Below are 13,812 nucleotides of genomic sequence, written 5' to 3'. Positions count from 1 at the left end.
GAGAATTATGACAGAACAAACCCTGCATGTCAACTTTATCTGCCTAAACTACAACACTTTCCAAGCCTGCTTCTATTAACAACAAAAGGAAGGCGGTATTATAGGGAAAACCGGAAAACCTCCCTATAATTAGGCCACAATAGTCATTATAATCAGTTTATGCGGAATTCCTCCCTATAAATTAAAGGATTTCCTTGAATACAACCAAATATGCTGAAATAGAGGGGGAAATTCCCTATATTCTAGCGGATTGAAGCTAAAACACAAAATTAGAGGGAAGAATTCCCTATCTTACAGGCTCTATTCTACAGTAGTCTAATCCACAGTAGACTAGCCACTACATAAAGAAAAGCCACCCAAGGTTTCCCCTAGGCGGCTTCAATGTCTAACTAATGTTTAAAATTCAAACTCCACATCGCTTAAGCGTCTTTGGATTTCAGAGATGACACGTCTTTCTTCCTCTTCCCCTTTTGCAATAAAGGTAACAGAGAAACGTACAAACGGACCTGCATCATCCCAAGGCACGGTGGAGATTAGCTTCTCACGGATCAGGAATTGCGAGAAATCCTCACCGGATTCGAAACGGCGACCACCTTTGACACCCTTAGGTGCTGCAACATAAAGGAAGAAGGAGCCCTTTGGTTTCTCAGCTTGGAAGCCCAGGCTGTTCAGTGCATCTACCAAAAGGTTGTGACGACGAGAATACTTGGCAGCAATCGCTTCAGTAATCTCTGGATGAGCAAGACCGTAAGCCGCAGCTTTTTGAATCGCGATAAATTGACCGGAATCATTATTATCCTTCACATCACTGAAGGCTTTAACCACTAAAGGATTCCCTGCAACAAAGCCGATTCTCCAGCCTGTCATATTGTAAGACTTGGACAAGGAATGCAGCTCTACGCCAACATCTTTAGCACCTGGCACAGAGAGGAAGCTAAGCGGCTTCAAACCGTCATAGGTCAAGGCAGCATATGGTGCATCGTGGATAACGACTACATCATATTTTTTAGCCCATGCAACTACCTCAGCAAAAAACTCAGGAGTCGCACTAGCGCCCGTCGGATTGTTTGGATAGTTCAAGTAAAGAAGCTTGGCTTTATGAGCAACTTCTTCTGGAATTTCGTTCAGATCTGGAAGGAAGTTATTCTCCTTCTTCAGCTCTACTGTAAACACTTGTCCACCCAAGTATTTAGTGTGTGTACCCAGCACTGGATAACCCGGCACCGTCATGATCGTAATATCTCCTGGGTTAATGAAGCAAGAAGGCAACATTGCCAGTGCAGGCTTAGAACCGATCGAGTGAACTACCTCCGTTACGGGATCAATGCCTTCAACACGGAATACTTCCCGCAAATAATCAGCAGCAGCTGTCTTAAACTCAGCAATTCCATTGTCCGCATAACCACGGTTTTCTTCCTTAGCTGCTTCTTCAGCAAGCTTAGCCACGATACCTGCATCAGCCATCTCATCTGGCTCGCCTACGCCCATATCGATCAATTCAATATCAGGAAAGTCCTGTTTTGCGGATGCTTTAGCACGTTTGATTTTCTCGAATTTATAAATCGAAGTGTCCTTGCCGTAGTTCGCACCGCCGATGCGGTCTGCAAAATTAGTCTGAATGAAGCTGTCTTGGTATTGTTCAATACTCATACTTTCATCTCATCTCCTGGATATCTATTCTAATTTTAGAAGAAACGGCTTCGCCGTCCCTTGGATGGCTTATGTTTCTAGAGATCCGTTTCTGTGATAAAAAATAAGGATAAAGAATAAGGCATAACCTTCTCTTTATCCTTATGTTATTAAATATGATGGAAAGCAGAGTTCAATACCATAGACTAATTATCACTTCATTTGTACTTATCTGCTGCGCAATGTGAACAGAACATCTTCCATGTCTTCCGGAATAGGTCTGCTGAATTCTTTATATTCACCTGTCGTAGGATGAATAAATCCAAGCACCGCCGCATGTAACGCCTGTCCATTCATAGCTGTTCCTTTACTGCGTCCATAAATCGGATCACCCACAAGCGGATGACCAATGAATTTCATATGCACTCTGATCTGATGCGTGCGGCCAGTTTCCAGCTGCAGCTCCAGTAATGTACAGTCACCGAAACGTTCCATAACCGTAAAATGGGTCACAGATTTCTTGCTGTTCTTTTCCGTTACAGTGTATAGCTTGCGATCGTGTGGATCTCTACCGATCGGAGCGTCAACCGTTCCTTTGTCATGCGACAAATTGCCGTGTACAACTGCTATATAGCGGCGTGTTACACTGTGCTCTTTAAGCTGTGCTGCGAGCGACGCGTGACTGGCATCATTTTTAGCCACCATAATAAGACCAGAGGTATCCTTATCAATACGGTGTACAATACCTGGACGAATCTCACCATTAATACCGGACAGATCCTTGCAGTGATACATCAGTGCATTTACCAAGGTGCCTGACGGGTGCCCGGCAGCCGGATGTACAACCATACCACGCGGCTTATTTATAACAATGACATCGCTGTCTTCGTATACAACTTCAAGAGGAATATTCTCTGGGATCAAGTCCGTAACTTCCGCTGCTGGTACGACAATGGAAACTTTATCGCCTTCTGAGAGCTTATAGTTAGCTTTAACCGGTGCCCCATTAACCCTAACATGGCCACCACTGATCCACAGCTGCACCTGAGAACGAGAAATATCCTCTTCCCAAGATTCCGTTATATATTTATCGATTCGCTCCCGCGCGTTCTCTGCTGAAACGGTCCACTCCGTGACGTCCCTCTCTTCTTCGCTCGTAGATGCCGCTTGGTGATTGACGTCTTTACTCAAATCATTCATTCCCTTCTTTTACTTCCTTTGCTTCTTTTACTTCTTTGATTTCCGTGATTTCTTCACCATTCTTAAGATCGCGGAAGGAGTCCAAAAGAATCAACCCAACCCCAATGACGATACATGAATCCGCAACGTTAAAAATCGGGAAGCTATAGCTTCCAAAATTAAACAGAAGGAAATCGACAACCTCACCACTGATCATCCGGTCTAGGAAGTTACCTATCGCTCCACCCAGAACAAGTCCAAGGGCGACCGATAGCATATTCCGCGAATGTCTAGTTTTGTTCAAGTACCAAACGATACCTGCAACCACTACAACCGTAACTAAAAAGAAGAACCATTGCTGACCTTGTAGAATCCCAAAAGCAGCCCCGCGATTACGATGTGAGGTAATTAGGAAGAAGTTCCCGATCACCGGAATCTGTTCCCCAAGCTCCAGACGTGTGGCAATGAGATACTTCGTTCCCTGATCCACCAAAAATACAATAAGAGCAATCAAATAGTACACCACAGAAGTTGTCACTCCGTTCTTATTTTTCCCGCCAAATGCGGTACGAATACTGTTATTAGACTTGTATATTGTAGCACAGCCCTTAGAAGATCGTCTATTGCGTGACACCTCTCGGGCGCTTAATCTTGGGGACTATTTTCCATCGCTAAAATAACGCCTCTCAGGTCAACCTAACAAAGAACCATCCGGTGCAAATCGGTTTGTCGGAAGGATTCTTAAAAAAGTACAGAAAGGAGCTTACTCATCATGACGCACCTGACAGTACAGCAGCTCTCAGAGCTACGCGCCCGATTAGAAAAAGACCGTGATACTATTCAGCACAGGCTTCAGAATAATGAAAATTACGGCTTACAGGAATCCATGCGGGATGGCACCGGAGAACTTTCCGAGAATGACAACCATCCAGGCGATGCAGGCACCGATTTGTATAACCGCTCCATGGATATTTCACTGCTAGAGCGGGACGAGCATGAGCTGGATGATATTGAAGCTGCTCTCAACGCTATGGATGAAGGCACCTATGGGATATGTAAAGCTAGCGGTAAACCGATCCCTTTTGAGCGTCTATCCGCTATTCCCTCCACGCTTTATTGTAAAGAGCACGCCCCACGTCAAAATGCACCTTTTACTCGGCCCATTGAAGAAGAATTTTTGTCTCCTCCATTTGGGCGTACGAGTCTCGATGAACGAGAGGATCAAAACGGATTTGACGGTGAGGATGCCTGGCAGATTGTAGAAAGCTATGGAAACTCCGATTCCCCCGCCATGGCGGAGGGTAGCAACATTGACTCCTATAATGATATGGAAATTGAAGCTGATGAGCTGGAAGGCTGCGTAGAGCCTTGGGAGAACTTTATCGCCACCGATATTACAGGGAACCATTTAATTGTAGTACCGGGACGTAGCTACGAGCGTTACAAGGATAGTGGCGAGGGAAGTTACATGCTTGATCCGCTCGAAGGCGAGGAGTAAAAGCATCGTCCCCACAAAAAAATGAACAGCGTGCGGTTCCAGTTTCATCGTGGAATGGCCCGCTGTTTTTTTATTTTTTCTGCGCTATGTCATTTTGTTAAGAAAATGTTCAGATTCAGCTGGTAAACTGATCTAACGCATGCTGAAATCGACATACAAGGAGTGTAACGTAAGTGAATCACGACTATTTTAAAAATGTACAACAACTCAGTCATGAAGATGACCGACGATATTTATTATTAATGAGAGGCTTACGCATCATACACGAGGAAAAAAAGCAGCGCAGCCCTCTCCAAAGATTAAAAAAGGAAAGGTACGGACTGGGGAGAAATATAGAAGCCCAAGGTTGGATAAATCCACCAAAGAAGATTGACCGAACCCCACTCTCTCCTACAAACCAAGTAAAGACAGCTACGCCTTAAAAAGCTATTTGAATTCCAGCTGACGCTGAACAATTCGTACAATATCCGCAATATAATCTCCGATGATCGGTAGATTCAAGGCTCCAAGAACCTGAAGAACATAGATGATCGTTGCCGCAAAAAAAGTAAAACCAAGCGCGATCCCTACTCCACGAGCCGCTCCATATAAAATATTTTTCCAAATTAGAGTCCAAGGTGAATATAACAGCTCCGTATACTGATAAATTCGTGATTTCTCTAAGATATGGGCCCATTCAAAGGTTAATCGATACATTGTATTCATTTTTTCTTCCAGTGGAATGTCTTCTGGATTGCGATGATCTGCTGTTAAACGCTCAGGGTTTTCCTCAGGAATAACCTTTTTCTCCACTCCCTTATCTGGGCTGTTCTTGTTGCCGGATGTCTTGACGGAGATTCTGTTCTTCTGATCCTCCACAGCCACAGCTCCTCTCATACGTCTATATTCGCCACAAAGTAAACGAGCCCGGTCAAAGAGAATACATCTCCTTGAGCACGAGGCTCGTTATTTTCGCGGGCGAAATATAAAGACTATATTTCCCGCATAAACAGAAGTTCTCTGTTTATACTTGTGCCGCTAGTATATGCTGTTTTGGGACAGGTAATGCAGATTTACACTTCAATATGGATACCGATGGATTTACCACCGACATCTACCGTTTCAAAAGCGTGTTCTCCGCCAAAATCAACCGTAGTCACAAGTACATTGTCTCGCAATACATTCTCAAAGGCTGTAACTGCTGCTTTAAGCTCATCGTCTACACTCAGCGTGAGTGCGATCCGTTTCTCGATCGGCAGATCCAAACGTTTACGGTAATCTTGAACCGCACGAATGATCTCACGAACCCAGCCTTCTTGTTCAAGCTCAGGTGTGATTTCGGTATTGAGCGCAACCGTAATTCCATATCCGGAAGCTGCGGCGAAACCTGCTTTAGCTTCTTTTTCAACGAGTAGCTCTTCAGAAGTGATCACCAGTTCTTCTCCCTCTGGCGTCGCAATCGCGATTGAGCCATCTTGCACCGCTTTGCGGGTAGAGTCACTGCCCAAAGCTTTTAGGAAGCCTTGCAGGAAGCCGACGTTTTTACCGTATTTTTTACCGGCAACTTTAAGATTCAGCTTGAGTGTGAAGTCAACAAATCCACTATCGCTAGTCTCTAGCACGATGTTCTTGATGTTGATCTCGTCTTTGATGATCTCTTCATACTCAGCCAAATGGAAGTCACGGTTCATCGAAACGATCAGCTCAGACAGCGGTTGACGATTCTTAATGCCTGTTTCGTTACGCACGTTACGCGCCAGCTCAACGATTTGTCTCGCACTTTCCATATCCTCTTCCAGCTCTTTATCGATCAAGCTCTCATCAGCAACCGGATAATCTGCTAAATGCACACTTTCTCCGCCGCCAAGGTTCGTGAAGATATCTTCAGACAACATCGGTGTAAATGGAGCCATCAAAGACGCTGTCTTCAAAAGCACATGGGTCAGTGTACGGTAAGCATCCAGCTTATCTTCACCTAGACCACTACCCCAGAAACGATCACGGGAACGACGGATATACCAGTTACTCAGCTCATCTATAAAGTTCTCAATACCTTTGGATGTATTCACGAAGTCATTAACTGCAAGTCCTTTGTCTACCAAAAGAATCAAGCTGTTCAGACGGGACAAAATCCAGCGGTCCAACTTATGTTCCGATACTTTAAAAGGATGATCGGCAGGATCATAACCATCGATGCCTGCATAAAGCGTCAAGAACGCATGCGTATTCACCAGTGTATCTACAACTTTGGATTTGGTTTCACCTACAAGGCCACGAGAGAAACGTTTGTTATTCCACGGTGCACTATCGGATAGAATCGCCCAACGGAAAGCATCCGTGCCGTAATCGTTCATGATATCCCAAGGATCAATGACATTGCCTTTTGATTTGGACATTTTTTGACCATTCTCATCAAGGATATGACCGTGAGCAATAACAGCTTTATATGGAGCTTTACCTTTAAACAAGGTAGATACAGCTAGTAAGCTGTAGAACCATCCACGTGTCTGGTCGATCCCTTCACAGATCATATCCGCTGGATATTGATCATTCAGCTTATCCTCGTTCTCAAATGGATAATGACTTTGCGCAAATGGCATCGAACCACTATCGAACCAAACATCGATAACTTCTGGTGTGCGAACCATCTCTGCCCCTTCGCTGAAAGGACTGCGTAGCTTGATCTTATCTACAAAAGGCTTATGCAGCTCGATATCCTCAGGTACATCGCCAATCGCCATCGCTCTCAGTTCTTCAATGCTGTGTGGAGCGAACTCTTTGCCCGTTTCTTGACATACCCAAACATTAAGCGGTGTGCCCCAGTAACGATTACGGCTGATATTCCAGTCCACCAGTTCATCCAGGAACTTCCCGAAACGGCCTTCACGTACATGATCAGGATACCAATCTACACTGTTGTTGTTAGCAATCAGCTGATCTTTGATCGCTGTAGTGTTGATGAACCAACTGTCTGTTGCGTAGTACAAGAGTGGTGTATCACAACGCCAGCAGAACGGATAGCTGTGCTCGTATTTTTCTTTACCGTAAAGCAGTCCTTTTTCAGACAAAGCTTTAACGATATCCAAATCGCAATCTTTCACGAAGCGTCCAGCAAAATCAGACACTACATCCGTATACTTACCGGAATTATCAACCACGTTCACGAAGCTGATGCCGTTCTCGCGGCAAGTCTTATAGTCATCTTCACCATGCGCTGGTGCCATGTGTACGATCCCAGTACCACTGGAATCTGTAACGAAGGAAGCACCTACGATGACATTGCTTTTCTCTGCCTTGATGTATCCGAATGGAGGAGCGTAGGTTTTGCCGATAAACTCGGAACCTTTATGTGTAGAAAGGACTGTGTGCTCGCCTTTCATTACTTCCTCCACCAAATTTTTGGCAACAATGTAGATACCGTCTTCTTGTTGTACACGTACATAATCCATGTCAGGGTTCATGGCTAACGCCATATGTGCTGGCAGCGTCCAAGGTGTAGTCGTCCAAGCTAGTACGTAGTCTCCACTGTCATCCAGTTTGAACTTTGCAGTCGCACTGAGATCCTTGACGGTCTTGTAGCCTTGGGCTACTTCATGGGAGCTTAGGGTAGTCTGACAGCTTGGGCAGTAAGGACTAACCCGATGTCCGCGGTAGAGCAACCCTTTGTCATGCACAGTAGCCAAGATGTTCCACACGCTCTCGATATATGTGTTATCCAAAGTTACGTAAGGATTATCTAGATCCGTCCAGTATCCGATACCCTCTGTAAACTCGCGCCATTGCTTCTCATAACCGAAGACGCTGTCTTTACATTCCTGAATGAATTTTTCTACGCCATATTCCTCGATCTCTTGTTTGCCGGAGATGCCAAGCTTCTTTTGTACGCCTAGTTCTACTGGCAAACCGTGTGTATCCCAGCCCGCTTTACGTACCACGCGGTAACCTTTCATCGTTTGGTAACGACCGATGAAATCCTTGATTACACGGCCCAGCACGTGCCCGATATGCGGTGCACCGTTCGCTGTTGGAGGACCTTCGTAAAATACATAGTTCGGACGTCCTTCACGATTCTCCATCGATTTACGGAACGTATTTTCGTCGCTCCATTTCTTCAGTATGCGGACATCTCTTGCCCGCGCTTTTTCTTTGACATCTACTTTTTGCATGTGATGGTCAATCCTTTCATGGTTTAGTCTGTAAAGCTCTTTTCGTCCTTGGGCAGTCTGGTTCAGCTCTTGCCTTCGGTACCCGAGCCGCGATCCCGCAGGGCAGCACTGGGCTCGGGGTGCCACTGGGACCGGCGAGTGAAACGCCGGTCTGCTCTAGCAGTGAAGGCCCCGCAGGCTAACCCGCCAGGGGAGCCTAAGAAGGGCCGCTCCTTCAGCCACATGAGTCCGTTCGCTTCCACCACCGTACCCGTTTGCACGAGGCTTTACATTACGGGTGTCCAGAGGGCGGCAGCCCTTGGGGTCCCCCTTAGAAAGGGGGATTTAGGGGGATGGCCCGCCCCGGAACAACAAAATAAGCGTCATCCCACCCCCAAAGGGGCGAGACAACGCTCGCGATACCACCCTAATTCTGCGCATGAGCACATCCTTAAGGGGAGTGTATTCAGCACAATCTCAGTCCTGCGCGTAAATCTCATGCACAGGTCCGGTGTAACGTCCGGCGGACGGCTAAGCTTACGCACGATCAACGCTTCAGCTTAACTTCTAGGGGAAGATCTTCCGGCAGGGTTCGAACAATCGGCTCTCAGCAATCGCCGACTCTCTGGAGAACGTTACCTTGTCGTACTTGTCCCGTCATCGAATACATATAAACAATATACAGATATGTTCTATTTATAGACTTTTTAAGTCTAAATGTCAACAACCGCTAGCCAAATCCGCAATTAGGAGTATACCTGTGCAGGCGGAATACTTTATTATGATCGATTTTAGCGGAAAATAAAAATAGAGGGAATAACTCCCTCTATTTAGCCGATTATAGCATGAAATTATAAATTAGAGGGAATTCCCCCTATAAATTCAATCAGCATTCATTCATCATAATGCATTAGATACGATGTAGAACATCATCCTTAAAGGTTACGTTCTCGCTTGCCTCACGACTCTCCAAGGCATTCCAGTCATCCTGTGACAACAGCTCGAGCTGTGCTTCCACCAATGTGCGGAAACGAGTGCGATAGATCGAAGCTTGCTTACGCAATTCTTCAGTCTCAATAGCAACCTTACGGGATTTGGATAACGCTTCGTTAATAATCCGATCCGCGTTCTTTTCCGCTTCCTTGATAATGAGCTGCGATTCCTTCTTGGAGTTGTTCTTCACATCATCCGCCGCTTCCTGAGCGACTAAGATCGTTTTCGATAAACTCTCTTCAATATTCACAAAATGATCTAAACGCTCTTGAATGGACAAAAGCTGATTCTGCAGCTCTTTGTTCTCACGGATGACACTTTCATAATCCTTAATTACTTGATCCAGAAATTCGTTGACCTCGTCCTCATCATAACCGCGAAGTCTCCGAGAGAACTCCTTGTTATGTATATCGAGCGGTGTTAATGGCATGCTGTGCACCTCCTAGAAATTTCGGACCTTCTAAGTCTCTGAACCATACCTGCGCAGCAGACAAAGAAGAAAGACTGTACTTCAAGTAAAGGCAGAGGATGTATCGACGTTCCAACTGCCATTCATGGTTCGCCTCTTTTATAAAATATCGGCGTCCTGCTTTAAAAATGTTTGATTCCCTCGAAATAATCAATTTCGACAAGTAAAGCTGGATTCCTGCAAGGGATTCACACAAATTTACCAACCTGAACACGGTATCGGCCCTTTTTCGTCAAACTACCAACCTCTAGAACCTTGAATCGACCAAATCCTTGAATAGATACCATGTCACCATCTTTAAGTCCGCAGGAAGGGTCTTCTTCCACTTTCCAATTTACCCGAACGCGCCCAGCCTTGATGGGAGCAAGAATTTTGCTTCGGCTAAGCCGTGTTACATCTGCGGCTATGCCATCCAATCGTAGGGACGCTACAGTCAAATCCATCATTTCCAGCTTCACCTCACTATTACGCAAGGCAGAAAGTGGCAATACCTCCGTGCTCACCTGTATTCGGTGTACTCCAGTTAAATTCATGTCTAAATAATCTGCAATATCTGCAGCTACTACCACATGACAACCATCGTCCAGAACATGAATATCACCGATTTTTCCACGTTTTACTCCAAGACCCAGAATAGAGCCCATGTAGTCCCCATGCTCTAACGCCAGAAACTTTTGCTCACCAGAGGTTATCGCAAGAACGCTCAGCTCCATGTCCTCATGATCCAGATCACGGTAATCAGGCGCAATGAGTGCTCGCTTCCGCTCTGCCTCAGGGTGGCCGCCTTCCCATCTAACGATAACATCTGGATGTCGATTGACCAGACTTTGCAGAATAAATCCTTGGCGCGGATCTAGAAATTCGGTCAGTTTCGTCTCATGATATTCTCCAGCATGGGTAACCCATTCCCAAGCCTTGTCCACAAATTGTCTTTCATCGGGATGAAAATGCCCGTAAACTTCTGTCTTCATCACTTCTGCCTAAAAAATTAAGTGCAAAATGGATTTGAGTCCACCTGCCGCAAATTCCAAGACGAATAGTGCAATGATCGGGGAAATATCAAGCGTACCAAAGAGTGGCGGAATAAACCGACGAAATGGTGTCAAATACGGCTCAACAAGCTTGCTCAGCAGTTCTCCGATAAAGTTCTCACGAACGTTTGGTAACCACGACATCAGTACGTAGAAAATAATCATGTAAAAATAAATATTAAACAGCATATCAATAATGTAATCAATTTGGGGCAAAGCTCATTCACCTCATTCTGTTATAGTCTGGATCGTCACCTAGGATTTCCGTAATGGCACCTTGAATTTCAACGGTATCTGGCGTGCACATAAATATATTGCCCCCAATTTTAGAGATTCCTCCCCCAAGGGCATAAACGGTTCCACTTAAAAAATCAATAATTCTCATTGCCTGATCATTACGGACACGCTGAAGATTGATCACTACCGTCCGGTGAGAACGGAGATGGTCCGCAATTTCCTGAGCCTCATCGTACGAACGTGGCTCATAAAGCACAACTTTTACATTCTTCTGCGAATGGATACTGACAACGTTGCCCCTTTGATTTTTGCGGGTTTCGACAGGGGCTGGCTCATACTCATCCTCTTCGTGGATTTGCTCCCGCTCCACAACTTCTTCTTCCTCCTGCAAGCCCAAAAAACTCATAAATCGGTTCATAACGCTCATCACGATCCCTCCTAATGGCCTACTAACACCGTACCTAGGCGTACCCAGGTGGCTCCTTCCTGTATCGCCACTTCAAAATCATTCGACATTCCCATTGATAGCTCCGTAATCGGTTCAGGTGTCAAAGCAAGTTGATTGAGCTCATCGCGCAGCTCACGAAGTCCGCGAAATACAGGGCGGGTAAGCTCCGGATCACCTTCTAAAGGTGCCATCGTCATTAGTCCAATTACTTTTACACGGTCTAGACTAGCAATTTCACGCAAAAATCCAGGTACCGCCTCAGGCGACAGACCAAATTTCGTATCTTCTCCAGAGATGTTTACTTGAAGAAAGACATTCACTTCTTGATCTGCGGCAATCGCCTTTTTGTGTAATTCTTGCGCCAGAGATATCCGGTCCAAAGAGTGTATATATTGAAACTTGCCAATAACGTCTTTAACCTTATTGGTCTGCAAATGCCCGATAAAATGCCATGTCCCTTGGTCCCCTAAAACCTTCCATTTGTGCTCAGCATCCTGCCAGCGACTCTCGGCAATATGCTCCAGGCCTGCCTCCAATACGGAGGACACCATTTCCAGAGAAACATATTTCGTCACTGCAATTACCTTGACGTCATTTCGATCCCGGCCGCTTGCCGCGCAGGCACGTGCTACACGTTCCTCTACCTCAGCAATTCTCTCCTGCAGTGTTAAAGCCAACTTTCAACTCTCCTTTATTCCGATCCAGCTCGTCATCCTGCCTGTAACCCCATCTTCTTTACGATAAGAAAAGAACAAATCTTGATTACAGCTTGTACACCAAGATGTACATTCGATATGAGTCGGCAATATTCCTGCTTTAATCATAATGCGTCGATTCATTTCTTTCAAGTTTAGCATGTATTTGTTCTCATCTGTGTCAGATGTTCTGTACAGCTCCACAGTACTGGCTGTTTCTGTTGGCTTACTCAGATCACCTTCCAGTCGATGAACATGCTCCATCACATAATCGTCCACCTCATAACAGCAGTCACCAATGGATGGTCCGATCGCTGCAATAATGTCCTGCGCATGGCTTCCGTAAATGGTCTCCATTTTACTCACCATAGCGGCTGCAATCTGGGCCACAGTTCCCTTCCAGCCCGCATGGGCAAGACCGACGACTTGGTGCACAGGATCATAAAAATAAAGGGGTACACAATCCGCATAAAAAGAAGTCAGCAAAACTCCCGGTACATCCGTAAGCAAACCATCAGTTGCCTGAAATGCCGAGGTTCTATCCTTTTGACCCCGCCCACGATCGGCTTCCCTTACCACTGCTATTTCTGCTCCGTGGGTTTGTTCCCCACAGGTCCAAGCTTCCGGCTTGAAATCAAGAGCTTCCGCAAGCGCTCTACGATTCGTTAAGACATCTTCCGGAGCATCCCCAACATGAAATGCACAATTCAGGCTGTCATAAGGCTTTTTGCTAGCCCCTCCCTGTCTACCCGTAAAACCTGCTGTAATTTCTTTATGCTTCACACGCCAAGGCTCCAGATGGAGCAACATAAGTGTTTCCTTCCCCTGCACAAACGGTTCCATATCCTCACCTCCGCCTTAGTGTACCACATGTAAATACCCCTACAAAATGCCGCTTAAGCTAGAACATCAAATTTACTAACTTTTAAGCCATGCGATTTCAAATCATTTTATAAAAAACAAAAAACGCACCTAATTAATAAGTGCGCCGTTCACCTCGGTCCCCTCGTTCCAAATACATCGTTTCTCGCTCGTCCTGCCCTTGAGGCATTCTTGATTCTTCAATCTTCACAAGCACTACATCAGACCCGATTTTGACAATATTTCGCCAGGGAATAATCAGATCGGTTCCGCCTCCGAACAACCCCATAAACCGAGTGTATCCGGGAATTACGATTGCATCAATGACACCTCGGCGTAAATCAAGCTCTAAGTCACTGATTTGGCCCAGCCGCTTGCCGTCCACAATGTTAATAACGTCCTTAGTCTGAAAATCAGAGATTTTCATTTTTTTGGCTGATCCTAAATAATCCTCGTTCATCTCACCACCCCTGTACAATCAGACCTATAGTCCAATATATGTTATGAAAGCTTGGCCACATGCATGAAATATCCCCACAAAGTGAGGCTATGCTTAGATGCTTACCAAGGTACTTTGCGGGGGCTCAATATAATTCCTGAAACAGTAAAAAGAGGAGATCACCCAAAATCCTTATCACGGATTCTGGA

The 13,812-nt window shown here is 45.5% G+C and carries 13 protein-coding genes and 1 other annotated feature; of the genes, 1 reads left to right on the top strand and 12 read right to left on the bottom strand.

Annotated elements, in window-relative coordinates; genetic code table 11:
- Positions 1-396: 396 nt before the first annotated feature.
- The 3 genes from MKY52_RS16440 to lspA all read right to left on the bottom strand — a co-directional run bounded on the left by MKY52_RS16440 (position 397) and on the right by lspA (position 3,334).
- A complete protein-coding gene (locus MKY52_RS16440; protein WP_076299647.1) occupies positions 397-1,650 on the bottom strand; it encodes an LL-diaminopimelate aminotransferase in 1,254 nt (417 codons plus the stop codon).
- A 207-nt stretch (positions 1,651-1,857) separates the two neighbouring features.
- Positions 1,858-2,829 carry an RluA family pseudouridine synthase gene (locus MKY52_RS16435; RefSeq protein ID WP_341052312.1) on the bottom strand — a complete coding sequence of 324 codons (972 nt, stop codon included), beginning with the start codon at positions 2,827-2,829 and terminating at the stop codon, positions 1,858-1,860.
- Positions 2,822-3,334, bottom strand: coding sequence for a signal peptidase II (lspA, locus tag MKY52_RS16430; RefSeq protein WP_341053436.1), 513 nt, complete (start codon positions 3,332-3,334; stop codon positions 2,822-2,824). The genes MKY52_RS16435 and lspA overlap by 8 nt, the downstream gene beginning before the upstream one ends.
- Positions 3,335-3,580: 246 nt before the next feature.
- Between lspA and MKY52_RS16425 the strand changes: the two genes are divergently transcribed.
- On the top strand, positions 3,581-4,306 hold the full coding sequence (locus MKY52_RS16425; protein ID WP_341052310.1) for a TraR/DksA C4-type zinc finger protein: 726 nt from the start codon (positions 3,581-3,583) through the stop codon (positions 4,304-4,306).
- 426 nt (positions 4,307-4,732) lie between these two features.
- Here the strand turns inward: MKY52_RS16425 and MKY52_RS16420 are convergent, their stop codons facing one another.
- The 9 genes from MKY52_RS16420 to MKY52_RS16380 form a co-directional block, all read right to left on the bottom strand.
- Positions 4,733-5,023, bottom strand: a complete 291-nt coding sequence (locus MKY52_RS16420; protein ID WP_371915735.1) for a DUF5665 domain-containing protein — start codon at positions 5,021-5,023, stop codon at positions 4,733-4,735.
- A 335-nt stretch (positions 5,024-5,358) separates the two neighbouring features.
- Positions 5,359-8,451: an isoleucine--tRNA ligase gene (gene ileS, locus MKY52_RS16415; RefSeq protein ID WP_341052309.1), complete on the bottom strand. Its 3,093-nt coding sequence runs from the start codon at positions 8,449-8,451 to the stop codon at positions 5,359-5,361.
- 374 nt (positions 8,452-8,825) lie between these two features.
- Positions 8,826-9,100, bottom strand: a binding site (T-box leader).
- Positions 9,101-9,340: 240 nt separating this feature from the next.
- Positions 9,341-9,853: a DivIVA domain-containing protein gene (locus MKY52_RS16410; protein WP_042130215.1), complete on the bottom strand. Its 513-nt coding sequence runs from the start codon at positions 9,851-9,853 to the stop codon at positions 9,341-9,343.
- Between the two features lie 227 nt (positions 9,854-10,080).
- A complete protein-coding gene (locus tag MKY52_RS16405) occupies positions 10,081-10,863 on the bottom strand; it encodes a YlmH family RNA-binding protein (RefSeq protein ID WP_042190831.1) in 783 nt (260 codons plus the stop codon).
- 9 nt (positions 10,864-10,872) lie between these two features.
- A complete protein-coding gene (locus tag MKY52_RS16400) occupies positions 10,873-11,112 on the bottom strand; it encodes a YggT family protein (RefSeq protein WP_042194359.1) in 240 nt (79 codons plus the stop codon).
- 34 nt (positions 11,113-11,146) lie between these two features.
- Entirely contained in the window at positions 11,147-11,587 is a 441-nt protein-coding gene (locus tag MKY52_RS16395; protein WP_042190833.1) for a cell division protein SepF, read from the bottom strand.
- Positions 11,588-11,598: 11 nt separating this feature from the next.
- Entirely contained in the window at positions 11,599-12,285 is a 687-nt protein-coding gene (locus tag MKY52_RS16390) for a YggS family pyridoxal phosphate-dependent enzyme (protein ID WP_042190837.1), read from the bottom strand.
- Between the two features lie 3 nt (positions 12,286-12,288).
- Positions 12,289-13,146, bottom strand: a complete 858-nt coding sequence (gene pgeF, locus MKY52_RS16385) for a peptidoglycan editing factor PgeF (protein ID WP_341052307.1) — start codon at positions 13,144-13,146, stop codon at positions 12,289-12,291.
- Between the two features lie 133 nt (positions 13,147-13,279).
- On the bottom strand, positions 13,280-13,624 hold the full coding sequence (locus tag MKY52_RS16380; protein WP_076284758.1) for a YlmC/YmxH family sporulation protein: 345 nt from the start codon (positions 13,622-13,624) through the stop codon (positions 13,280-13,282).
- Positions 13,625-13,812: the final 188 nt, after the last annotated feature.

Origin of the sequence: Paenibacillus sp. FSL P4-0184, assembly GCF_038004625.1 — a bacterium.
Classification (GTDB): domain Bacteria; phylum Bacillota; class Bacilli; order Paenibacillales; family Paenibacillaceae; genus Paenibacillus_AQ.
This window is presented reverse-complemented; position numbering and strand designations above follow the sequence as displayed.